Below are 26,348 nucleotides of genomic sequence, written 5' to 3' on the forward strand. Positions count from 1 at the left end.
CTTATTCAAAAAAGAGGGAAAAGATTCGATAAAACAAAAAGACCACGCCCGAAGGAGTAGTCTCATCGTTTATTTAGTTCATTGCTACGTCCAAACGTGCCTGTAAGTCCACTTTCGCTTTCCCATCAGGTAAGCCGTCGATAGCAGTTTGTGCTTTCTCGAAGTACATATCACGTAGGTATTTCTCAGACGGTTGGATCTTGGATGACTTTAATACGATTCGCAAGTTCGGTTTTCTTTGGAGAATCTTTTAGCTTGGCTATGCTATCCATAGCCTCCGTGATGTACGGTTCACGTTTCGTCAGTTCTGCCGATTTTACTTTACTTTCAGCATCTAGAGTCAGTTTTAGTTGTTGAATTCGTTCACTCAGTTCTGTTTTGAGCGGGCCGTCTGATAGCTGATTAACGGCTTTTTCTGCTAAAGTAATGTTGTAGTTCGTTTGCATTTTTTCTGCATGAGCTACTGCGTTTTTAGCTTTTTGATTCAACTCAATGCTAAAGATTCGGTCATTTAGCTCAGTTTTAGTGGAGCTATTTGGTAATTTAACAACGAGCTCTTTTGCTATGGCAATTTGCTCTTTTGTTGACTCGTCATTCAGCTTGTCGACAGCATCTTGTGCTTGAAGAAGCTCCGTACCTTCTGGAGATACTACGATAGCATCTAGTCGCTCTAGGAGAGTTGTTTTCTCCAATCCGTTAAGTAATGCCTCTACTAAAGTTCGAGAAGCATCTATGTCTGCTTGCAACTTAGAGCCTTCTGCGATTTCTACGGAAGCGGTTGCTGTGGTGATTTGCTCTTCTAGTGCAGTGTCAGTACCTATCCCCACTTTAATATCCACCAATAAAGTTGGCGTAGTTTTATTTGTTGTCGTCCCGTCCCCTATTTGCCCATTTCCATTTTGTCCCCAAGCATAGACACTTCCGTCGGATGTGATTGCTAGGGAATGACCATACCCACCTTCCACCGACACCACTTCAGACAGGCCATTAATTTTAGTTGGCGTTTTTTTTTGTGTAGTCGTTCCATCGCCCAGCTGTCTTCTTGAATTATCTCCCCACGCATAGACGCTTCCATCCGAGGCAATTGCGAGGGAGTGTAAAGTTCCTGCCTCAACCGCTAACACATTAGACAAGCTATTTATTATCGTTGGCGTATTCCTTTGTGTAGTCGTTCCTTCGCCCAACTGTCCATAATTATTACGTCCCCAAGCATAGACACTACCATCAGAGGAAAGTGCTAGCGAGTGTTCTCTTCCAGCCTTCACAGCCACTACATTATGCAGACCGTTTATTCTCGTTGGCCTGATTTTCTGCGTGGTCGTCCCGTCCCCAAGCTGCCCTTGTGCGTTATATCCCCAAGCATAGACGCTCCCATCGGAGGTGAGTGCTAGCGAGTGAGTCTGACTTCCCGCTACTGCCACTACATTAGACAAGCCGTTTATTTTCGTAGGCGTGGTTTTGTTTCCTGTCGTCCCATCACCCAGCTGTCCATATGCATTCTGTCCCCACGCATAGACGCTCCCATCGGATGTGAGTGCTAACGAGTGTGACCATCCAGGCACAACAGTCACCACATTCGACAAACCGTTTATTTTCGTAGGCGTGGTTTTGTTTCCTGTCGTCCCATCACCCAGCTGTCCATATACATTCTGTCCCCACGCATAGAGGCTTCCATCTGAGGTCAATGCGAAGGAGTAAGCCTCTCCAGCCTCCACCGCCACCACATTCACCAGACCGTTTACTTTCGTTGGTGTTTTTCTGTCCGTTAACGTTCCATCACCCAACTGTCCACTTTTATTATATCCCCACGCATAAACGCTCCCGTCTTGGGAAATTGCGAGGGAATGGAATTCTCCTGCTGATATTGTGTTCAAATCCTTTGCGAAACCCTCAGCTTCCGCAACCTGCATAATCGACAATTCCGAATTCACAAGTGACGTACCTATTACCCCTGCAAACCCTGATAACAACAAAGATGCTGCTAATGTTGATTTTAACAAAGACTTAGATAATTCATTAAGTGCGTTATATTGCTTGTTTGTTTCATTCTTCATTCTTTCAATCCTCCAGTGTTTTGTTTAGCTTTTCATCATATGCAAATAGAACTAGTTGATTCGATTAAAACCAAACCTTTAAGCAATCTTCGAAATGACAAAAACCACTCCCAAAGAAGGAGTGGCCTAATCATTTAATTACTTTATTACTACGTCCAAACGTGCCTGCATGTCCACTTTCGGTTTTCCATCAGGTAAGCCGTCGATAGCCGATTGTGCCTTCGCGAAGTACGCTGCACGTTGGTATTTCTCCGCTAGAGCTACTGCATTATCAGCTGCTGCTACCAGTTTTTGAATTTCGAGTTCTTTCTGCATGTCTGTGAAGAATGTCGATAGCTTCTCGATTACCTTGCTGTGCGTATCTTCATATTTGCTTAGAGCCTCAATAGCTTTAGAAGCTTTCGTTATATACGTCGAGGTTTGGCGGTCTTTTGCCACTCCAACTGCTGTGTAAGCTTCTTGAAGTGCTTTCTTGATTGTCACATCGGGGATAGCGTCGATTTCCACTTTTAAATCGTAAGCGAACTGCATCGCTTCAGTCACTTCGATTGCGTCTAAACGCTCGACTAGTGATTGTTTCGCTTTGCCGTCGTTCAGTCCGTTTACAAGAGAACGAGCTTCCTTCATAACAAACAGGTCACTTGTCGATTCTGCTTTCGCAACAGCATCGGTTGCCGTTTTTAGCTTATTTGCTTCGACTTGATCACTCGCTTCGTTTGTAAGGACATTTAATCTTTCTTGCATTGCTGTTTTCACTTCACTTACAGGAAGCTTGTCGACTGCCTCTTGTGCACGTGTTAGGTACGGGTCACGCTTGTAGCGTTCTGCGTAAGAAACTTGTGTCTCCGCAGCTTTTAGAAGAGCTGGGTCCACCTCTGGTGCTTCTGGTACTACAGGAGCAGCATCTTGTATCGCTTTCAAACGTGCTTCTAAAGCTGTTTTGTCTGTTCCATCTATTAGTTTTGATACGAGGTCTTTCGCACTTGTTAGGTACGGATCTCGTTTATGTTGTTCTGCTAGAACCACGTGTGCCGTAGCTTCTTCTAGGAGTGTTGCCTCTGTTTCACCAGCAAGTGCATCTTGGATGACTTTCATACGGTTAGTAAGCTCCGTTTTCTTTGGCGAATCATTTAGTTTGTTAATGCTTTCCGTAGCATCCGTTATATACGGGTCACGTTTAGTCAACTCAGCAGACTTCACTTTACTTTCAGCTTCTAGAGTCAGCTTGAGTTGTTGAATTCGTTCCGCCAGTTCTGTTTTAAGCTGTCCGTCTGGTAGTTGATTAATCGCTTTTTCTGCTAAAGTGATGTTGTAGTTCGTTTGCATTTTTTCAGCCTGGCCAACAGCATTAGTAGCTTTCTGTATTAATTCAATTTCAGCAATACGGTCATTTAGTTCCGTTTTCGTAGAACTGTTTGCTAACTTAGCCACGAGTCCTTTTGCTGTCGCAATTTGTTCTTTTGTCGAAAGAACGTTTAACTTATCGACAGCCTCTTGTGCTTCTTTTAACAGTTCCGCACCTTCTGGCGTAATAACGATAGTATTTAATCGTTGTGTAAGATTAGTTTTCTCGGAAACTTCAGGCAATGCCTCTACTAACAAACGAGCGGCGTCTATGTCAGCTTGCACTTTCGAACCTTCTGCTTTCCTTACGGATGCCGTTGCTTTGGCGATTTGGTCCGCTACCAATTTCGCATCGTCTATTACTTTTTGTACGACATGTAAACGATCTGTGAGGCTAGTTTTCTCTACTCCAGAAGGTAATACATTCACAAGTGTGAGTGCTGCTGTAACATCTGCTTGGACCGTAGACACTTCTGCTTTTACAACAGACTTTGTTGCTATTGCAATTTGTTCTGCCAGTGCTATTGCTTCCGCAGATTCTTTAGCCTCGGCAACTAGCTCTTGAGTATTGTCTTTCAGTTCTGATTCTGGCAGTTGCGAAACCAATTCCTCCAATCCTACTATTTCGCCACTAGCAATCTTGTTCCAGATCACTTCAAGCAGTCCGATGATGTCTTGCACATCCTTCACATAGCGAACGATGTCATCCTGATGTGCTTTGTTTAGCAACAATGTTGCATCTGTCGAGATGTCTTCCAATGCTTCCTTCATCGCTAGCACGTCGGACTTGGAACCTTCTCCCGTAAGTAGATATGCCTTCATGTCTGCAAGCTCTTCCTTCATTTCTTGGTATGCAGCTTCAGAAGCGTCAATTGCTTCTTGTAGCTTATCCAGTCGGTTTGTTAGGTCCACTTTTGTTTCCCCTGTTGGCATTTCATCGACCAGCACGCGAGCTGAATCCAAATCTGCTTGGAGCTTTGAGTTTTCAGCCAATTCAACAGCTTGAAGGATTTGCTCTATATTTTGTGGGGTCTCCGAAACCATTACTTTTCCGTCTTTTATTTTTTGACTTGTCGACAAATAGACAAAAGGCTTAATGGGTCTAGGATTATAGGCGTCTTCTACATACGCCATTTCTGAGCCGGCATTAACTGTATAAGTTACTTGTCTCGCACCTCCAGAAGGGAATATCGTAGCAGACGAATTCAGCCAGTAGGTTAATCCATCCCCTTTTATCAAGTTGAAATATTTATCCGCTTCTGTTTTGTTAATGAATCCCATCTTGAAAGTACCGGTTAGATAGTCTCTGTAGTTCATAAAGTCGTAGCTATACCAATCCTTGTCTAGCATCAGTTCTTTTTCAGCGTCAGAAAATGTGTTTAAGTAGTCGCTGTTCAGATAGTTAAAGGACTGATTGAAAGGAACAGGAATTGTTTCTTCACTGCCCGCTAACAATCCTGTTTCAGGATCTAGAACCGTCCATTCTCTATCCGAAAAGAATATCTTGTCTCCAGCAGTTAGTTCCCCTATTTCTTTTTCTCCCATCGTTTTCTCATCTAATTTATTTTTTATTTCTTTTGAGAAAACAACACTTTCTTTTCCGATATTGCTTATGGATTTAAATTCAATTAGTCCATTCTGCGTAACAGTAACACTACCTTCGTAGTTCATCCATTCGCCACCATTAAATCTGTAAAGATTGCGGTGGGCTCTTTCATCAAATGTAGCATCCACTAAAATGTTTTCAATTGTTTCCTTTTCTGTTGATAAAGTAGCTATTGGAGTGCTCAAAGCAATAGCATTTACTTCTTTTGCAGGTGCTGACATCTCAAAATGATTGTATCTATCTAAAGCGAAACGTCCTATAATGTGTTCGGTTTCTGAAACATCAGCCATATTGATTTTTTTGATGCTGGCATCATTAGCAAAGCGTATGAACGAGTAATTGGAATTATAAAACTGATCCATATAAGGATGATAGCTTTCATTGATAAGAGAAACCGGTTTGTCTGAGATTACAATCATCTCGGAGAGGCTTTGGACAATCATACCTTCCCAATTTGCCCCTTGCACAAATTTGTAAACACGGTAGACATACACATCTGGATTCTCATCAATATACCTATTGACCTCATCAATCTCTGCTTGCGGCAAAGCATTATATTTATAAGTTATACTAGATTGAGAGGATTCGTACGCCAAATCAAGTTCGCTCGTGCTCTTCACTATAGGAAAGTTTAAATAGTTCTTTCTCGTTGTAACTTTTTTTTCATCATAGGCAATGGTAGTTCCTTTTGCATCTTTTGCAACTACTTTTACTTGTAATTCATCCTTCAGGGAAAAATCCCCTGTAAAATACTGAATAGGTTGGATGGTTGCTGCTATATTGCTTTTTAAGGTACCTTCTAGGTACAGGTCATAACTTGTAGCTCCTTCAACTCGTTCAAATTGAAAACCTCTTTCATGTGTTCCATAACTTAGAGATCCGTAAAAAGCTAAGTTTAAATCAGCTTTCTTTTCGCTTTCTGCAGTTGCAGCTGATGCATAACTGAACCCAGTTATTTTTTCAGCGATTCCGTTATTCGGACTTCCAATAGAATTAGCTGAGGTAAATCCGGTGAACAGCAAAGCCGCTACCAATGTCGTTTTCGCTATGCGATTGCTTAGTACGTTATAAGACATCTTTTCTCTTTCGTTTCTCTTTTCCACTCTAATATCCCCCTTAAATTTTAAGTACTTTTCATTCTATGCAGTATTTGTATAGAGTATTTTAGATATTTGTGCTAGAAAATAGATGGCTTTAAGTGTGGGATGAATAGTCTAGACTAGACTTGGCTTTATCATTAACGGTAGGGACGATTCATGAGTAAATTTAGTACCACCAAAGTAAAGACCACCCCATTATTCGGAGTGGTCTGTTCATTTATTTATTTCATTGCTTCATCTAGACGTGCCTGTAAGTCCGCTTTTACTTTCCCATCAATCAACACATTAATAGCTGATTGGGCCTTCGTGAAGTACGGTGCACGTTTGTATCTCTCTGCTAGAGTAACTGCATTATCAGCTGCTGCGATTAGTTTCTGTGTTTCAATTTCCTCTTGCACATTCCCAAAGTAAGTTGCTATTTTTTCAATCATTTCCCCATGAGTCGCCTCGTACAGACTAAGAGTGTCTATACTAGCTATCGCTTTGGCCATATATGTGGAGCTTTGACGTTCTTTCGCAAGCTTTACAGCATCGTAAGCTGCGAGTAGCTTCCCTTTAATTACAGCGTCTGTCACTACATCAATTTCTCCCTTGAGGTCGAAAGAAAACTGCATAGCTTCTGTCACTTCAATAGCATCTAAGCGTTTCGTAAGTTCTGTTTTGGCTTCACTATTTGCTAGTCCGTTCACTAGAGAACGAGCTTCTTCGATGACAAACAGGTCACCTGCTGTCTCCGCTTTCGTTACCAATACAGTTACTGCTTGCAGTTTTTCAGCTTCGAGTTTGTCGTTCTCCTCAACAAGTAGTGCATCTAGCCGAGTTTGCAGCCCAGCTTTCTCATACCCATTAGTCAGTTTGTTGATAGCTTCCTGTGCACGCGTTAGGTACGGGTCACGCTTGTATCGTTCTGCGTAAGAAACTTGGGTCTCCGCAGATTTGAGAAGAGCTAGGTCTACCGCAGGTGCTTCTGGTTCTACAGGAGCAGCGTCTTTAATCCTTTGGAGCCTTTTTTCTAGAGCAACTTTATCGGGTCCATCTTGCAGTTTTGCAACTGTAGCTATTGCGTTTGCTATATACGGTTCACGTTTTTGTTGCTCCGCCATATAGACTTGGTTAATCGCCTCGACTAACAATGCTGCTTGTTCTTCACCCGCTAGACTGTCTTGGATGACTTTAATCCGTGCCGCAAGTTCCGTTTTCTTTGGACCGGCCTTCAATTTATTTACACTAACCATTGCGTTCGTGATATACGGTTCACGCTTGGTCGATTCTGCTGATTTCACTTTATTTTCTGCTTCTATTGTGAGCTTCAGTTCCTTCATTCGGTCAGAAAGCTCTCCTTTAATAGAGTCTTCCGCCAATTTTTGAATGGACTTCTCTGCGATCGAGATATTGTAACTCGTCGGAAGTTTCTCTGCATTTGATACGTCAACGTAAGCCTTTTGAATAAGCTCAATCTCTGTAATTTTGTCTAGAAGTGCATTTTTTTCTGGGCTATTCGGTAATTTTATGACTAATTCCTTTGCTTCTGCAATCTGCTCTTTCGTTGAGTTGTTTTCAAGAGCATCCACTGCTTGTTTAGCATCTTCCAATAACTTGTCCGAATTTTCCTCTGAATTAATTCCATCTAATCGGTTCGATAATTCTGTTTTGACGGTTCCGTTAGGCAATGCCGTTACCAAAGTACGGGCAGCATCAATATCTACTTGGAGCTTAGATCTCTCTGCTTTGACAACAACAGTAGTTGCTATCTCAATTTGTTCAGCAAGAGCTGCGGCCTCATCAATCGTTACTTGCACTGCATCTAAACGATTCTTCAGGTTTTCCTTATCTATACTTTCAGATAAGTTGTTCACTAGTGAACGAGATGCCTCTACGTCTGCCGGCAGTTTCGTGCTTTCTGCTTTCATAACGGAAGCAGTTGCAATATCTAAGTCTGTTTGAGGGTCTGGGCCCGTTCCTTTTGCTTCTTCGACCTCCTGTTCAGTGTTATCTTTAAGAGCTGAATCTGGTAGTTGTGAAACGAGTTCATCCAGACCTGCGAGTTCTCCATTTGCTATTTTATCCCAAATCATTTCCAGTAAATCAATGATATCTAGTATGTCCTGTATATAATTCCCGACATTGGTACGGTGCGTTGTATTCAACAGGGTTAATGAATCATCCAAGATGATCTTTAGTACGTCTCTCATTGCAAGGACATCTTCACGTGTTCCTTCTTCAATTAGTAGGTACGTTTTCATGTCCGCAAGTTCCACCATCATTTCTTCATAGGTCGCATTAGAACCGTCGATTGCTGTTTGCACGGCGTCCAGTCGTTCAATCAGACTTGTTTTCTCTAAATCATTTGAGACAGCACTCACTAGTAATCGAGAAGCGTCAACGTCAGCTTGAAGTTTAGAACTCTCTGCTTTTTCAACGGATTCGGTAGCCAATGATAATTCATCATTTAATTCAACCTCTTCCCATTTCCCTGTTTCTTGGTTGTACATAGATTTCTCTGGATTAAAGAGTAAATAAGGATAGGTCTGTCCTTCATCGATACCCCAAACAGCTTCATCTCCAAATACGCCAAAACTCCAATTTTTTAATAAATACGTATTTCTTTGCAATGTTTGCTCTTCCTGTATGGATTGCGTCACTCCAGCTAAATGCCCGGTGGGTTCTGGATTGAATATCGAATTTTTATAGAAGCGAATGCCTTGTGAAGCAATAACGCCATTATTAGTAAAATTACTAAATCCTGCAAATGCATAATGACGACTAGAAGTAGAGCTGCTGTTGTCTTTAAGATAAGGATTTGACATAAATAAATTCTCAATTACTAGATTTTTTGAGTTGTAAGTTGAGCCAGTTGTTTTTACTTCGCCAAATGCTCCACCTACATTTGATGATGCATTTGAACTTATTCCATTGGCTACATATACATTTTTAATATTCATAACTGGGGGTCCATTCAAATATCCTATGATCCCACCAACGTTTGGCCCTAGAGCACTAACAGAACCTTTCAAATAACTGTTTTCTATCGTTAATTTCCCTATGCCAAAATGACCAAAGAACCCGCCTACATCAGCATTTCCGTTACTTACAGAGGAGTTGACAGTACCCGACACATTCAAGTTTGTATAAACTTCCTTTAGTGTTGAACCAGTAACACTTCCAGCTATTCCTCCCACTTGATAAGTACCTTTAACAATTCCTTTTACCGACATTTTGCTCAGATTTGAATTTCTGAGTTGCCCAGCTATACTTCCTAGGGAATGCGTTCCCTGAACGTCAACATTAGTAAAGTTAATATTTTCTATATTAGCCCCGTTCGTTTCAGCGAAGAATCCGACATATCTTGTGTTGTCTCTAATTGTCAAGCCATTGATAGTAAAACCATTTCCACTTAATTTGCCGTTAAAAACAGGATTTGCAAGACCTTTTCCTATTGGCATCCACTGTTCACCAGTTAAATCGATGTCATTTTGTAAGACATAATTCCCTGACAAGTTGTATTTTATATTCTCTAGGTCACCTCGGTTTTTAATTAGGTTGACCGTAACACCCTTTTCGTTTGAAAGGTTTTCCGAATTATCCAATTGCAAAGGAGCTACTTCAAAGTTAGAAGTTAAGTTAGATGGGATAGGATAATTAAGACCTTTTTTAATCTCCCAGTCAGAACCAGTTAACAAAACTCCATAATCCCTTTGCATATCTAAAATTTCCGAAGAAGGAGTAAAGAAATGAGTAATATATTTAAAACTACTAGTCACAAAGCTATTACTTGGAGCATATATATTAGAAATGTTACTTGGGTTAACTAATACTCCAATAGCTTTTTCATTAACAAGTACATTTGCTTTACTAAACTCATTGAAAGCATACAGATTTTTTGCATTACCTGAAAAACTTCCGAATAATCCCCCTGAATATGCACTATTACTTATATCCATATACATTTTACTAATGCCATTTTCTACCTGAGTATTACTGCTAGCATACCCTATTAAGCCTCCAACATGGGCAGAAGAATTATGCTTAATGCTTCCAGATGAATAAATGTTTTTAAGTGTACTCTTGGATGCAGATCCTACTATTCCTCCTGATAGACCTTTAGATTCCAGAGACAAGTCTACGGAAATATTAGTAGCAACAGAATTAGTCATGGTCTGTATAAGCCCACCAACCGAATTCCCTTTGATAGTTCCTTCCGCAGTAATATTGTCGAAATTCGATTCAAAGGCTGTGATAGACAATGCGGAGGCACTCCCTGTAGAGCTATTTTGAACATTTTCTATATTCAAGTTTTTGACACTAGCGTTTTTCAAAATGCTAAACAACGCACCACTAGTACCTGAATATTTGAAATCGCTGATCGTATAATTGTTGCCATCCAATACACCTTCAAACAAGGGAATAGGCATCCAATTTATCTCAGCTAAAGAAATATCTTTATTAAGCTTAAAATAACTCGTTTTAAAATTTCCCATAAACGACAGTTGAGAAGAGTTTTCTATTAAATACGGATCCTCCACAGTCCCCGTTCCACCAGCAAATATGCCCGTTGCTTCTGCATGGGTTGTGTCATAAAACACCCCTACTATTCCATTGCTCGAAGACAACGGCCCGATAACGCCTGTAACACCCGATAATAGTAAAGAAGCTGCTAGCGTGAATCTCACTAATGAACTCGATAGTACATTACGTGCTTCTTTCTGTTTTTCTCTTTTCTCTTTTTTCATTATTTATTCCCCTCTCTGTTTTTTCGTATCTGTTCATTGTATGTATTTGGATATTTTTCACTACACAACAAGCTTTCAAAAAGCTAAAAAGACACCCCAAAGGGTGTCTTAGTTACTTGATTGTTTGTTTGATTGTGCGTGACAAGTGACGTGTCAAGGATTGGTCATCCGTGAAGATGATATTTCGTTGATACATCTCTTTAAAATTAGGTGCTAACTGTTTTCGCATGTGTTCACTTCCAAAGAAAACCGAAATAACGCGAATACCTAGCTTCCTAGCTTCTTTAACAGCGTTGTTAACGTCTTTCTTCGCTACGCTGTCGCTTGCATATACCGTTGGCATCCCATCTGAGAAGATAATCAAAAGACGCTCTTTTTCAGGTCTTTTCATCAGCTCAGCGGTTGCCACTCGAATAGCTAATCCATCACGATTTCCACCCTTTGGACTGCATTCAGATAAATGTGTTAATGCGTGATTAAAGTTCGATGATTCATCAAAATCTTTAATCTGGCGATGCAGGGTACTCCAGTTATTGGAGCAGAATTGCAATATCTTGAAAGGAATTAGTCCCCGCAATGCTTCCTCTGCCACTGCAATAGCTTCACCAGATGACATATACTTAGATTTCGAATTGCCTAGACGTTCTGTCATCGAACCCGAACCATCCCATAAAAGATACCCCACGTAATCGGTTTGATCCTCATGGCCCCTCTTCATGAACACGTCCGTTTCTTTTATGCCGACTTTCCAGATAGAGTTAGCATCTACTACGCCTCGTCTTTGGTTGTAAAGATTATACGATTTTTTATTCTTTAAGATTGTTTCCACATCTCGTCGTAATTTCTTTGCTTCCTTCAACAGCACGCCTGTAAGCTTCATCTTATTCCGGTAAGTCATTTTCTCATTTCGATGTCCTTGGACATTACTGTCACCCATGATAGCTTTGTGTACGACCTCTTTTATTTCTTGGTCCGTTAATGGATACTCGTTGCTCTGCTTTTTCTCCAACTTGGCTTCGCGAGCTGCCTTCTCCATTCGACGATTAGCATCTTGGAATAATTTATCCGATTCTTTCTCCATTTCTTCTTGGATCTTGGCCTCGGCGTCCTTCTTTGAATGCTCGTCAGAATTTGTATTTCCTTCTTTTTCTTCCTCTTTGTTCTTATCAGAACTAGTTCCATCTTTGCTGTCTTCTTCGTCCTTATCAGATTCTCCTTCCTTTTCATCTCCTTGACCAGTTGTTTCAGACCCAGAAGATTCTTCATCAGACTTTTCGTCATTATTTTTCGAATCAGACGATCCTTTACCCGATTTCTCCTTCTCATCTTCTCCTTCTTCAGAATCATCGTTCTCTTCCGAACCAGAGCCTTTCTCATTGCCTTTTTCTCCCTCTTCACCTTCTTGATCTTCTCCCGATTCTCCTTGACCAGCATCTTCTGATTCTTCTTGCTCATCTTCTTTTTCGATGTCGTCATAATGCGTAGAACGAGAACCCGTATTTTCCTCGGTCTCCGAAGATGATGTAAAGTCTTGCATTACATCCTTCATCATGTCCGCGAACTGTTGATCAGCTTCTTGTCTTTCTTCCATCAGTATCACTAGATATGGCTCAATAGCCAGCATGATTTCTTCACAAACTTTTAAGTGAAGGGCACTTGTTCTAGCCAATACTGCTTTTTTGATTAAGGGACGAATTGCGTCAATTTCTTTCTCTGCACGCGTACCTTTCCAGTGGGTTTCCCATTCTTTTGGTAATATCCCCATCGTAGATAGTGTCACTATAGCAAACAAGAAATCTCCATATTCGCTATCTCCCGACATTGGCTGATGTTTCCACCAGATCCCTCGGAAGAATTTAATCGGCATCAGTGTTCCTGGTCGTTTATTTGCAGCAATTCGCTCGATACGCCCGTCTTCTGTGCCATTCCCTACATACTGAGAGGCAGTCACAACGTAATTGCTACGTAGTTTGGGATACTTTTGGAGGAAGTAGTTTTTCATTTTCTCTTGATAGGCCACATAGCCAGTAAAACTAGAAGAGTTTACGTGTTGACACTCATGAATAGATAGGGCACGCATCACAAGGAATATTTCCTCAGGACTCAAATCCCATACCCATTCCGGAATCCCAACCACTACTTTCTTTCCATCCGTATAAGAACCGCCACCTACTGTCAAAATGCTAATTACGTCCGAACGAGCTGGAATCATGTAGGAAACAAAACCTTCCATAATTCGCTTGAAGTTCTTACGTTCCACCAATCGTTCGACCCGTTGTTTTAATTTCGGCATATCCTTTTTCATCTTCTTTTCCTCCTTTTTAAATGGAACAGAGGGATCCCCCCTCCGTTCAGCCAGTTTATTACCGTTTACTTTCTGTGCGTTTTTGCAACATCTAACGATTCACTTAATAACTCCGAATCATCTTCATGACGTAGGTAGAAAGACAAAGCTTCTTCCACAAATTCCTCACTCGGCTCTTCGTTCTCGTTATCTTCCATAAACTTCTCAATAATACTTTCTCTGGCGTTCTCCGTATGAGCACTCTTTTTCGTACTCTCAATCACATCCAGTTTGATTAGTTTTCGACTGATTTCCGATTCCGGATTAGCTTCGATGAACCTCTCTAGTGCCTCTATTACTACTTGTTGTTGTTCATGATTTAAATGTGCCATTTGGACATTCCTCCTATTAATTAGTTAATTAGATAGAAAAAGAGGGGCTCGCCCTCTTAATCAACCTGTAATATCATCAATCATGCTTTGAACAAGCAGTCGCTCGTCCTCGTCTCCCATACGGTTAACGATATTGTCAGTCAGGGCATCTTTTAACTCGATGTCCATATTGACAGCAAGAGCAGCATCGATGAATCCTCGAATAGTCATAGCCTTCTCATTCACTTCTCCATCCCTCACCAGTTTCTGCAAGGATTCGAACACTTTTTCCATCACGTTCAAGGTATCGGATTTAACCTCTTTTACTTTGTTTATGATGACGTTCGAAATACCTTTCAATTCTGGGAAGATAATTGGAACAAAACGGTCAATTGTCGCTTCGTTATTATCAAACGTACCTTGGTAGTTGCGGTTTTGTGTCGCAATTGCCACGAAATTCTCGTGAGCTTCTACTAATTGGTATCCCGGTACTTGAATTCGACGACGATCATCTAAAAGGGAGTTAAAGATAGACATAGAACTAGAAATTGCGGTATTGAATTCATCAAATACGATGAACCCACCATTTTCTGCCGCATCTACAACCGACTCTTTAGAGAATCCCATCTTTGTAGTGCCGTCCGGTAACGTTTCAATTGTTTTGCCACCTAGCAAACTATTATTATCATGACCCGAGTTCAACGAAAACTCATAAAGTGGTCGAGCAAATAACCAAGCAATTGTTTCCGTCAATACGTTTTTCCCTACTCCACGCTCTCCTTCCAAAAGAAGATTACGCTTCATATTGATATACGCCACGGATTTTTTCACAATGCCCGTGCTGTCTTGATACATTACTGAAGGTTTTGGTGGAATTCTCATGGCAACATCTGGATCAGCGTATTTCACCATGCTTGCAAATAGTGCTAGCTGTTGTTTTGGTGTTACTCCATATCCCTGAAGCGTAGTCACGCGATCCTCTATCTCTTCTTTGGACAAAATGCCATCCGTTATGAGGTTTTCCATCATCTTTTTCCCTTGTTTTTCCGCTTTCTTTTGCTCTATTAATGTCATGTCCACGCTTGCCTTACAAATCACAGTTGTGCGATCCACTTTAAAGGTTAAAGCTGTTAGTTCCCCATCCATTTCTTCAATCGCTGCTTTGATATCGTCTACATCGTTGTAATCTTTTGTAGACTTATCCATCGCGTAGCCGATTCGATCGTCACCCATATAAGCAACTACTTTTTCATTTTCAATAACTAGCTTAAAGGTGAAGTTCCTACCGCCACGAATTTCGTCTATCATCCCAAAACGAACTGGGAACTGCGTTTTGGTTCCGCCAATTTGGATAATCAACTCTTGTGCCTGAGAAGGTTTTTCAGCCTTTACGACCTGCTCTAAAACAACCACAGTTATTTGACCACCTCGAGGCATACGATCGACAAATTTTTCGGAGACCCTTACTATCGTCTCGTCGTTTTTCATAAGGCTGAATACTACGGTATTATCGACACATCCTTTATCTTCACGAACCGTTTTAGGGGAGCTGATGTAACCCAGCTCTTCCAATGTGTCTTTATTCAGCATCTTAATAGCAAATTTATCGTATTCATTTGTGGGATCCTTTCGTAGCAATACCTCATCTCCTACAATCACCTTTGACATTGCTTGTTTATACATTGCGATAGATACACCAGACATTTTAAGACCTTTACTCATAATTAACTTCCTCCTTTTTATATGCAGAATAAATCTGCTCCTAACTTTTGAATGCAGTCTATTCTATGGGGAAAGGTCCGGATTCATGCCTACCTAAATCGTTAGGAAAATACAAAAAAAGAGGAAGGAATTAGTCCTCCCCCTCTAGCAATAACTTGTGCATCTTGCTTATTTCCCCTGCATTTAAAAAGGCAATCTGTTTAATACGTTTTGTGAAACTCATACCAATCACACTTTTAGGTATTTTCATAATAGGGAGTTCGTCTTCCTTTTCCAAATCCTCTATCATGGTTTCATACATGTTGTCCCATACTTCTTTATCATATCTTTTCACTTCCGCCATACGACCTGTTCTAATTAGGTCATCAATCCCTTTAGAAAGAGAGTGCGGCCAGTTCAAATAATAAACAGGATAACGCTTATCGATTAAAGTATCCGTCATATTCTTCAAATGTTTGAATACCGAGACATTCGAAGAAGTATCTGCATCATATGCGGTCATCACGGAATACACCATGAATCCTTCTGGATATGCCTCCATCAAATGCTTATTTTTAGCAAGTGCTTCTAGCTCATCTGCTACTCCCTTCCAAGAGGCAACCCCTTGTAAAGAAATAACCACACTACCAGTTTTTTCTGCTAGAATTTCTGCTTTAAAGCGACCCTCGGTGATAATGACTGTTCGGTTCCTAACAACAAGTGGAATTACCACATCTGCGGGAGAACCCGGAGAAACACCAAATTCCAGTGCGTCGTCGTCTTCTGCAAACGATGATGTAAACCAGTGATACCGACCAGCTTTTGTCACGCGGTCCGTTCTCACTTGAATTCCTACGATTTGACCAAAAGCATTTTGGATACTAATGCCCAACCCTTTTGATATCCGCATTTCCCACTTTTCCGTTTTGTGAGACCAGTAGAATCCCGGTATGCCTTTTAGGATTTCTTGTGTACCAAATGCAACTTCAACCAATCCAACAAAATGATTCATGAACTTCATTGTTGGCATCGTAAAGTACATACCTCTTTGGATTTGTTCATCGGACATTTTTCGTTCGTTTGTCAAATATTCCTTGTGACCAATAGACAATCCGCACTCATTCATAAATAATCTGTAAACCCGGTCTAGTACAGCAGCCTCGGCTAATGGGTAGAAGGTCTTTTTCTTAAGTGGATTATTGTATTTTTTTCTAACTTGTAGTCCTGACAACTCATCAATAGACTTTTCTGCATAATACCGTTTGTAATCCTCTGCTGTGATGATATCGAATTCTAGTGCGATAGTGAATACGGCATCTTTAAACTCGATCCCATTGTAATCCATAATGAAGGTAATTCCGTCTCCTCCAGCATCACAAGCAAAACATTTATAACTCCCTCTACTTTCTGTTATTACAAACGAACCAATATTCTTATCGTCGTGAAATGGACATAAAGCCAAATGATTACGACCATTTGCTTGAAGTTCCAACCTTGAACCTATGATAGTTGAGATAGAAATATTCTTTACCTGTTCTTTAATGGCGTCAAAAAATTCATTTCGTTTCATGACAAACCCTCCTTTTTAACAATGATCCCAAAATGGATCTCCTTTTTACATTGTCTCTTTTCGTTATATGCACAAGTCACTGCTTTTACAAAAAAAGAAGGAGTCCTCATTTCAAGGCTCTCTCCTTTTTGCATAAAGTCTGTTGCATCTCCTTTGCCTGTTCGATAAGTAAGTAGGCATGCCTAATTAAATCGTTTTTTGCGTAACGATTCCTTATTTCTTGAGACTGACGCAAATACATATTTGCTTTACGAAGTTTCCGATTAATCATTTCTTCTCTCGTCATTCCCTATCTTCCTCCTTCACCATTTGCTCTATCATATTCAAATATAGAAATGCCAATCGATTATAAGGTCGAACCATGTCCAATCTACAGTCCTCTTTTCCTTTTAAAACAAGAAGCAACTAAGGAAATCGTTTGAACAAAAAAGAACCACTTCTTAGAAGTGGTTCGCGTCTTGTTTAGTTCATAACTACATCGAGCCTAACTTGTAGGTCCTTTTTTGATTTCCCTTCAGGTAAAACATCTATTGCAGCTTGTGCTTTTATATAGTACGTTGCCCGTTGGTATTTCTCAGACAGTTGGACTGCTTTATCGGCTGCTCCGACAAATTTCTGTACTTCTACTTCTTCTTGCATGTTGTCGAAATATGTCGAAAGCATCGCAATAAGAGCACCATGCGTAGAGCTATATGGGGTAACTAACCCGATGCTTGTCATCGCTCTATTCATATACGTCGCACTTTGACGCTCTTTTGCCACACCAACTGCTTCATAGGCATCTTGCAGTTTTTGCTTTACGCTTGCTTCATTCACTGTTTCAATTTTCCGCTTCAGCTCATACGCAAATCGCATGGATTCTGTTACTTCTATGGCTTCTATATGTTCTAGCAGTATTGTTTTCTCTACCGCGTCTTTTATTTCATTTACTAATCCACGTGCTTCTTCAATAAGACTTAGATCGCTCGCTTTTTCTGCTTTCGTGATGGCCTCTATTGCTTTTTGTCTTTTTTCAGCTTCTATTTTCTCACTTGCCTCATTTAACAAGAGATTTAATCTATCTTGAAGAGATGATTTCGATTCATTAACCGAAAGGCTATTAATGGCTTCTTGGGCCCGAGTCAAATACGGCTCTCTTTGATATCGTTCCGCGAAACCGACTTGAGTCTCCGCAGCTTTTAAAAGAGCCGGATTTTCTTTAGGTTCCTCTGATTTATCTGGATAATTATCTACTATTTCTTGTAGTCTTAATAGAAAAGCCGTTTTTTCTAAGCTATCTTGTAAACTCGCTACCATTTCTTGTGCCTTTTTAATGTATGGATCCCTTTTATATTGTTGTGCAAGCCCCATGCTTTTTTGTACTTCTAGGAGAAGTGATGCTTGTATTTCCTTACTTAATGCTTCTTGAATTGTTTGAATACGCAGTTCTAACTTATTTTTCTCCTCGCTAGTTGGGAGTTTGCTTACGCTTTCTAAAGCATCTAAAATATACGCCTCCCTTTTCGTCCTTTCAGCATTTCCTACTTTGATCTCAGCATCCAAAGAGAGCTTCAGAAATTCTAACTGTTTTTGCATGTTCTCTTTTATGGAGCCATCAGGCAAAAGAATAATTGCTTTTTCAGCAAGGACAATATTGTAATTCGTTTGTAATTCTGTTGCTGCGTTAACCGCGGCTATGGCTTTTTGCTTTTGCGTGATGGCAGTTACACGCTCAAATAATTCTACTTTTATAAGACTATCAGGCAACTGAGATATAAACGAAATTGCCGTATCTAACTCTCCCTTGGTCGAGTTATCTGTCAAATCTAATACTGCTTTTTGTGCATTTTTAAGTCTCGCTTCGTCACTGTTCGCGTACTCAACTGCATCAAGCCTACTACTAAAGTTCTTTTGCGAATCGCTTTCATTTAATTCATTTACTAATACTCTAGCAATTTTTGCATCTGCGTTGAGCTTGGTTCTTTCTGCTTTTTCTACCGCTTCTTTTGCTTTCGAAAACTTCTCGGTCTCTATTGCTTTATTGATTTTCGCCTGAATCAAATCTAGACGATTATTTAATCTTTCTTTATCCAAACCATCTTCCAAACGGTTCACTAGCGAACGAGATGCGTCAACATCTTCTTGAAGCAAAGTCTTTTCGGCATTTTCTACAGATTTAATAGCGTTGCTAAGCATTTGATCTTGTTCAATCAGTTTTTGCACGGCGTTTAGTTTCACTGTTAGGTTGGTTTTGTCTATTCCAGACGGGAGAGATAAAACCAAAGGCCAAGCATTTGTCACATCCAATTGATGCTCAGAATCTTCCGCTTTTTCTACCGCTTTAATTGCGTTTTTTAGCAACTCAGCCAATACATTTTTTTCGTCTATTTTCTCTTGAACGACATTCAGACGTTCACTTAATTCGTTTTTATTCGTGCTGTTTGGAATCTCATCAACTAAATTTCTTGCATCATTTACACTTACTTGCGTGATTTCTGTTTCTGCATGACCAACCGCTTTTTTGGCCGCTTGCAATTTCTTTTCTAACTCATTTACTTCTTCACCGATTTCCTTAATCCCATCGAGTTTCATTGGACTCAAAAGCTGTGTATTTGTTCCATTAATCAATCCGTTAAAACCCCACACATAAACATTTTTTGTTTTATTCACTGCGAATGAATTTTGCCCATTCACACTAGCTTGGATGGAAATAATATCAGAGAGACCAGAGACTTTGATGGGTGTTTGTTGAACTTTAGTCGTTCCATTTCCAATCTGTCCCCTATCGTTAGCACCCCACGCCCAAACAGTACCGTCTTTCTTTAAAGCCAAAGTGTGTTCTTTTCCAGCAACTACTTTTATGATATCTGTAAGTCCAGGAACTTTCATAGGAGTAGACGATAGATTCGTTTTGTTGTTATTTCCCAAGCCTAATTCTCCTTTTCCGTTCGCACCCCAACTCCACACGGTTCCATCTGCTTTCACAGCAACAGAATGTTTCGTACCCATAGCAAAATCTACGACATCGTTAATAGGTATTTTAATAGGGCTAGACAATCCCTTAATATCAATTTTCCCGTTACCTAGTTGTCCGGAATCGTTTGCTCCCCATGCCCATAGACTTCCATCTGCTTTTTTCGCTAAATTATGTCTGTTTCCAGCCTCTACTCTAATCACATTCGTTAAGCCCACAACTTCTGCAGGGACATTGTTATTCCGATACGTTCCGTTACCCAGTTGCCCTAATCCATTTTCTCCCCAGGTCCATACAGTTCTGTCTGTTTTCAACGCTACATTATGGTTAGCCCCCGTTTTTACAGAATCGACACGTGCAATCCCTTTGACCTGAACAGGGACCATACTGTCCTTAAATGTGCCGTCTCCTAATGCCCCTGAATTGTTATATCCAGATGCCATAAGAGTTCCGTCTTCCTTGAGAAAAATGGAATGAGACTCTCCTGCTGAAACGTCCATAATATGGGTGAGGCTATTCACTCCGATAGGTAGCTCTTGACTCTTTTTCGAACCTATTCCTAATTGACCATAACTATTATTTCCCCATGCCAATACGTTTCCGTTTAACAACCCAAATGTATGGGAAGTTCCCATCTCTATCTTATTTAGCGACAATTCTAAAGCCTGTGCTTCCTGAATAGAAAATAAAGTAGCAATTTCGAATGAATGGGTTGGTAAATGAACCCCGGCAAAAAGAATTGATGTAGCCAGTAAAACTTTAGCAGTTGGTCTACTTAGAACATTACGCACTTCGTGTTTTTTGTGAGCGTTTGATTTCATTTAGTTATATTCTCCTCCTTTATTTTGGTCGAACCCTTTATTATATGTCCTTTGTCCTACATCATTCAGCAATATAGAGACCACATTTATTTGAATATTAAAAGAACCACCCCCGAAGGAGTGGTTCATGTCTTGTTTAGTTCATTACAACATCGAGTCTAGTTTGGAGGTCGGTTTTTGCTTTCCCTACAGGCACTAAATCGATAGCTGCTTGTGCTTTCACAAAGTACGGTGCACGTTTATATTTCTCCGCTAGAGCGACTGCATTATCAGCAGCAACAATGAGCTTTTGCATTTCGAGTTCTTTCTGCATGTCTGTGAAGAATGTCGACAGTTTCTCGATGACATTGCTGTAAGTCGCCTCATATTTGTTTAGAGCTTCGATACTTTTAGAAGCCTTTGTCATATACGTCAATGTTTGGCGTTCTTTCGCCACTCCAACTGCTGTGTAAGCTTCTTGAAGTGCTTGCTTGATTGTTACATCGGTGATGGCGTCGATTTCGACTTTTAATTCATACGCAAACTGCATCAATTCCGTTACTTCAATTGCTTCTATGCGTTCAGAGAGTGTTTGTTTAGCATCTCCATCTTTTAGTCCATTCACAAGCGAACGAGCTTCTTCGATAACGAACAAGTCACTAGCTGTTTCTGCCTTAGCTACCCTATCACTCGCTGTTTTTAGCTTAGCTGCTTCGACTTGATCACTCGCTTCATTTGTTAGTACATTTAATCTTTCTTGCATGACTGTTTTCACTTCACTTGTTGGAAGTTTGTCGACGGCCTCTTGTGCACGCGTTAGGTACGGGTCACGCTTGTAACGTTCTGCATAAGAAACTTGTGTCTCCGCTGCTTTTAAGAGTGCTGGGTCGACCTCTGGAGCCTCTGGTGTAACTGGAGCAGCATCCTGTATCGCTTTTAATCTTGCTTCGAGAGCTGTTTTGTCCGCTCCTTCTTTCAGCTTAGAAACAAGGTCTTTTGCACTTGTTAGGTACGGATCTCGTTTATGTTGTTCAGCAAGAACCACGTGGATTGTCGCTTCTTCTAAGAGTGTTGCCTCTGCTTCGCCAGCAAGTGCATCTTGGATGACTTTCATGCGGTTAGTAAGCTCCGTTTTCTTAGGCGAATCATTTAGTTTATTAATGCTTTCCATAGCATCCGTTATATACGGGTCTCGTTTAGTCAATTCAGCAGACTTCACTTTACTTTCAGCTTCTAGAGTCAGCTTGAGTTGTTGAATTCGTTCCGCCAGTTCTGTTTTAAGCGGGCCATCTGGTAGTTGATTAATCGCTTTTTCTGCTAAAGTGATGTTGTAGTTCGTTTGCATTTTTTCTGCTTGAACGACAGCGTTTATCGCTTTTTGGTTTAATTCTATTTTAGTGATGCGATCACTTAAATCCGTTTTAGTAGAACTAGTAGGCAATTTAGCTACTAATTCTTTCGCTGTAGTTAATTGCTCTTTTGTCGACTGGTCATTTAGCTTGTCGACAGCATCTTGTGCTTCTTTCACAAGTTCCTCCCCTTCAGGTGAAACTAAAATAGAGTCTAATCGAATTGTTAGAGCTGGTTTCTCTGAAATAGAGGGCAATGCCTCTACTAATTTTCGAGCTGCATCTATATCTGTCTGCACTTTAGAAGTTTCTGCTTTCTTAACAGCTGCCGTTGCTTTGATAACTTGATCAGCCAATAATTTTTCATCGTCTATACCTTTTTGAACAGCTTCTAAGCGTTCTATGAGACTAGCTTTTTCTGTACCGTCTTCTAAACCGTTGACAAGTGAACGAGATGCGTCCACGTCTGCTTGCAGTTTCGATTGCTCTGCTTTTTCAACAGACTCTACAGCTTCTACTAGAGCATTATCGATTTCTGGTGTCTTCGCATCTTCTACTTCTTGCTTTATATTATCTTTCAGTTCGGATTCTGGCAATTGAGATACCAATTCATCCAGTCCTGCTAGTTCGCCGTTTGCGATCTTGTCCCAAATGGTTTCTAGCAACCCAATGATATCTAGTACATCCTGCACATAATGAGCAACTTCTGTTCTTTGAGATTCTTGTAGAAGTGATGTCGAATCAGACAAGATGACATTTAATGCATCCTTCATAGCTAATATATCTTCACGTGTACCTTCACCCGTGAGCAAGTAGGCTTTCATATCTACAAGCTCCGCCATCGCCTCTTCATAGGAAGCAGCAGACACATCAATTACCACTTGCACGACATTCAAGCGATTTATTAAGCTTGTTTTTTCTTCACTATCCGGCAAAGCGTTCACAAGGGAACGAGAAGCGTCTACATCTGTTTGGAGCTTAGAACCCTCTGCCTTAACTACTGTTGTAGTAGCTGTTGCTCTCTGTTCCGCCAACGTGTTTGCATCATCAATTGCTTTTTGCACCACATCTAAGCGATTCGTTAAGTTTGTTTTCTCTGTCCCAGATGGAAGATTGTTCACAAGTAAACGAGATGCTTCTACATCCGCTTGTAACAATGAACCTTCTGCTTTCACTACAGAAGCAGTAGCAGCTTCTAAGATTTTAGTTTCTTCTCCACCACTTGCTTTGATATTCACTAGCAACATTGGGGTGATTTTGCTTGTAGTCGTTCCGTTTCCCAGTTGTCCAGACCCATTATTCCCCCAAGCATAGACGCTTCCGCCTGTAGTAATTGCAAGCGAGTGGTAGGTCCCGGCTACTATTTCCGTGACATTAGATAAACCATTTACTTTCAAAGGAGTAGTTCTATCTGTTGTTGACCTATCGCCCAGTTGTGAATATTGATTGTGCCCCCACGCATAGAGTGTCCCATCCGAGGTAATTGCGAGCGAGTGGTTCGCACCAGCTTCTATTTCTATAACATTAGATAAAACTTTTGTCGGTATTAATTTGTTTATTTTCGTTCCGTCCCCAATTTGTCCCTTATCATTCAGTCCCCATGCATAAACACTTCCATCAGAAATAATGGCTATTGAATGTGAATCCCCAACTTCAATTTCTGTTACATTTGACAAACTGTTAACTTTCGTTGGCGTTACTTTATTTATAGTTGACGCATCGCCCAATTGCCCCCGATCGTTAGCTCCCCACGCATAAACGCTTCCATCCGACATGACGGCTAGCGAGTGTGAACGCCCAGCTTCTAATTTCGCTACATTAGACAAACCGTTAACTTTTGTCGGTATTAATTTGTTTGTAGTCGTCCCGTCGCCCAATTGTCCTTTATCATTAGCTCCCCACGCAAAGACACTTCCGTCTGAGGTAATTGCAAAGGAATGATTAATCCCAGCTTTAACTGCTACAACGTTTGACAAACCTTCTACTTTCGTTGGCGTGGGATATTTACTTGTTCCAGTCTTTCCATTTCCTAATTGCCCCAAATCATTTCTTCCCCATGTATAAACGTCTCCTTCTGACGTGAGTGCGAGATTATGATTATCACCAGTTTCGATAGCCGCCACATTCGTTAGTCCTTCTACTTTCGTAGGTGTCGTTTGATGAGTCGTTGTATTGCCTATTTGTCCATAATAATTAAATCCCCAAGCGTAGACGCTTCTATCCGTAGAGAGTGCGAGAAAGTGTCCTTCTCCACTTACGATATCTTCAAAAACATTTATTTCACTAGCTGCCTCCGCCACTTGCATGTGGGTAAAGGACATACCTACCCCCGATGGTCCAATTGTCGTCATAGCTCCTGACAATAGTAAAGAAGCCACTAAACTCGTCTTTATAAATCTTCTTGCTAATACATTTCGTGCTTTATGTTGCTTCATTGTTTCATTGTTCATTTTTTTGTCCCTCCTTATTTTGTTTAACAATACATCCTATGGCTTTCGTACTAAATTATTCGAGAAAAAAGACCTAGCCTTGGTTTGCAAAAGAACCTCCCCCGAAGGAGTGGCTCACGTCTTGTTTATTTCGAACCGCATCCAGTTTTGCTTGAAGGTCAGTCTTTGCTTTTCCATCAGGCAATCTTTTGAGACAACAAAAAAGCGTCCTCGAAAGGACGCTAAGTTTTCTTTATTCTATTTTGCTTCTTCTTTTTCTTTCACTTCTACCAATGGTGTTGTTCCACTGATAGTGATCCAACCGTGTTTCTGACGAGCTTTGATTTCCTCTAATTTCAGGACGTTTTCAGTTAAAGAAGCATTTAAGGTTCTGTTTGCCTCTGCTTCCCCTTGAGCACGAATTTTAGCTGATTCGGCTTCTCCACGAGCTCGCTCAATTTCAGCATCCGCTACTCCTGTTGATTCAATCTTTTGTTTTGCTGCATTAGCTGTTGCAATATCTTTCTCTAAGTTCAATCGTTCTAATTCTTGTGCTTTCTGAACGCGAGCATCAATTGCAGCTTGTGTATCTTTGTCCACCTCTGGATTTCCAAGTGTTACATCTGCGATGATAAATCCTAAACCTTCCGAACTATCAGCCATTGATTCTGCAACTTTTGCAGAAGCTTCAGTTGTTTTAGTGCCGAATATGTCCAATACGCTGTAAGTCGAAACGACCGAACGTGATGCCTTGAATAGTTTTTGGTATAAATAACCTTCTTGGATTTGCTCGATGTCTTGACTACCTAACTCTTGAAAGATTTCTAACACTTTCGATTTATCTACTTTCATTTCATAACGTGCAGGCATAGTGATTTTTTTACCATCATTAGTCGTTACGCTGATTGCTGTTTCTACAATTGTTATACGTGTTGGGTATTCTTGTGTTTTTTCTAACGGCTTAATTAAATGCCAACCTGGATTCAGCACTTCTTTTGCTCCGCCTGCTGGCGAATAAACAACTGCTACTTTTCCTTCTGGCACTCGTTCAACGAACGTAAATAACCCAACAATTACAACCATAACTGTGATAAATAAACCAACCAACCATAATATACCTTTAATACTCAAACCTTTACTCATTTCTTTTCCCCCTTAGTTAATTCATCATCTTCTTCATCTTCAGTGTTGCCCGTTACGGCATCTTCAATAAATTCGCCAGCTTGCTTTCCTAGCCTTCTCATATCTTTTATTGCAAAAATTAAGCAACCTGTAACGACCAGGGCTAACAAAACCAACACAATCACCAATCTGACCATTTTCCAAGCACCCTCCTATAAAGTAAATCACTTTGCTTGCTACCCCTTACATCTACTATAGTATACATTATATCATTTTAGTTGTCAACACTTCATGAAACATATATATCCACTAAAAAAATACTCCTACAGGAGTGTTCTCCGCTTCATTTTCTTTTCAACCAAAAAAAAAAGAGAGGGAATCCCTCTCCTTCAGGTTTCTTAGAACGGCAGATCATCATCAGAGACTTCGATTGGGCCAGAATGTCCAGCTCCAACAAGTTCTTTCGCTTCAGATGGTGCACTTGAGTTAGTTGTTGAAGTTGATGAAGTGGTTGGTTTAGAACCTTCTTTATAACCTTTAACATTAAACTTCTCAATTACTAAAGTTTCGGCTGTGCGTTTCTCGCCTTGAACTTCGAAATGTTCTGTTTTAATGCGTGCAGCTACTTCAACTTCTTGACCTTTAAACGTTAAGTTTTTCATCAACTCAGCTGTTTTCTCCCAAGCTTCGATGCCATAGAATGAAGCATCCTTATTCTGTCCGTTGTAGAAAGCAATCGCAAAGCGATGACCTTTCTGTGACGACAATACCTTTTTACCTGTTCCTGTTTCGCGTAATTCTGGTGGATCATTTGTTAAACGACCCGTACCGAATAACATTAAAACTTCTGTTTTTGTTCCTTTGATTTCTTGAATAGTGTTTACGATTGTATGCATATTGCATACCTCCCTTTATATGATTGTTGTCGAGCGTGG

13 protein-coding genes are annotated in these 26,348 nt (G+C 40.5%); all 13 read right to left on the reverse strand.

What is annotated here, in order from left to right:
- Window positions 1-185: 185 nt before the first annotated feature.
- The gene (locus MHI40_RS20870; RefSeq protein WP_340765157.1) at window positions 186-2,054 is read right to left on the reverse strand and encodes an RCC1 domain-containing protein; all 1,869 of its coding nucleotides are present in this window, start codon (window positions 2,052-2,054) and stop codon (window positions 186-188) included.
- Window positions 2,055-2,192: 138 nt separating this feature from the next.
- A complete protein-coding gene (locus tag MHI40_RS20875) occupies window positions 2,193-6,107 on the reverse strand; it encodes a hypothetical protein (protein WP_340765159.1) in 3,915 nt (1,304 codons plus the stop codon).
- A 218-nt stretch (window positions 6,108-6,325) separates the two neighbouring features.
- Complete coding sequence (locus tag MHI40_RS20880) at window positions 6,326-10,834, reverse strand: ZmpA/ZmpB/ZmpC family metallo-endopeptidase-related protein (RefSeq protein WP_340765161.1); 4,509 nt, start codon at window positions 10,832-10,834, stop codon at window positions 6,326-6,328.
- A 112-nt stretch (window positions 10,835-10,946) separates the two neighbouring features.
- Entirely contained in the window at window positions 10,947-13,139 is a 2,193-nt protein-coding gene (locus MHI40_RS20885; protein ID WP_340765163.1) for a VWA domain-containing protein, read from the reverse strand.
- A gap of 65 nt (window positions 13,140-13,204) precedes the next feature.
- Window positions 13,205-13,510: a hypothetical protein gene (locus tag MHI40_RS20890; protein WP_340765165.1), complete on the reverse strand. Its 306-nt coding sequence runs from the start codon at window positions 13,508-13,510 to the stop codon at window positions 13,205-13,207.
- Between the two features lie 60 nt (window positions 13,511-13,570).
- Window positions 13,571-15,211 (reverse strand): AAA family ATPase, encoded by a 1,641-nt coding sequence (locus tag MHI40_RS20895; protein ID WP_340765167.1) that lies wholly within the window; start codon window positions 15,209-15,211, stop codon window positions 13,571-13,573.
- A gap of 130 nt (window positions 15,212-15,341) precedes the next feature.
- The gene (locus MHI40_RS20900) at window positions 15,342-16,760 is read right to left on the reverse strand and encodes a CHC2 zinc finger domain-containing protein (protein WP_340765168.1); all 1,419 of its coding nucleotides are present in this window, start codon (window positions 16,758-16,760) and stop codon (window positions 15,342-15,344) included.
- A 106-nt stretch (window positions 16,761-16,866) separates the two neighbouring features.
- Window positions 16,867-17,046, reverse strand: coding sequence for a hypothetical protein (locus MHI40_RS20905; RefSeq protein WP_340765170.1), 180 nt, complete (start codon window positions 17,044-17,046; stop codon window positions 16,867-16,869).
- A 176-nt stretch (window positions 17,047-17,222) separates the two neighbouring features.
- Window positions 17,223-20,534: an RCC1 domain-containing protein gene (locus MHI40_RS20910; RefSeq protein WP_340765172.1), complete on the reverse strand. Its 3,312-nt coding sequence runs from the start codon at window positions 20,532-20,534 to the stop codon at window positions 17,223-17,225.
- Window positions 20,535-20,670: 136 nt separating this feature from the next.
- Window positions 20,671-24,312, reverse strand: coding sequence for an RCC1 domain-containing protein (locus MHI40_RS20915; RefSeq protein WP_340765174.1), 3,642 nt, complete (start codon window positions 24,310-24,312; stop codon window positions 20,671-20,673).
- A gap of 237 nt (window positions 24,313-24,549) precedes the next feature.
- Window positions 24,550-25,434, reverse strand: a complete 885-nt coding sequence (locus MHI40_RS20920) for a prohibitin family protein (RefSeq protein ID WP_340765176.1) — start codon at window positions 25,432-25,434, stop codon at window positions 24,550-24,552.
- A complete protein-coding gene (locus tag MHI40_RS20925; RefSeq protein ID WP_340765178.1) occupies window positions 25,431-25,610 on the reverse strand; it encodes a hypothetical protein in 180 nt (59 codons plus the stop codon). The genes MHI40_RS20920 and MHI40_RS20925 overlap by 4 nt, the downstream gene beginning before the upstream one ends.
- Before the next feature lie 201 nt (window positions 25,611-25,811).
- Window positions 25,812-26,309: a single-stranded DNA-binding protein gene (locus MHI40_RS20930; RefSeq protein ID WP_340765179.1), complete on the reverse strand. Its 498-nt coding sequence runs from the start codon at window positions 26,307-26,309 to the stop codon at window positions 25,812-25,814.
- Window positions 26,310-26,348: the final 39 nt, after the last annotated feature.

Origin of the sequence: Psychrobacillus sp. FSL H8-0510, from assembly GCF_038008345.1 — a bacterium.
Taxonomy (GTDB): Bacteria; Bacillota; Bacilli; order Bacillales_A; family Planococcaceae; genus Psychrobacillus; species Psychrobacillus psychrotolerans.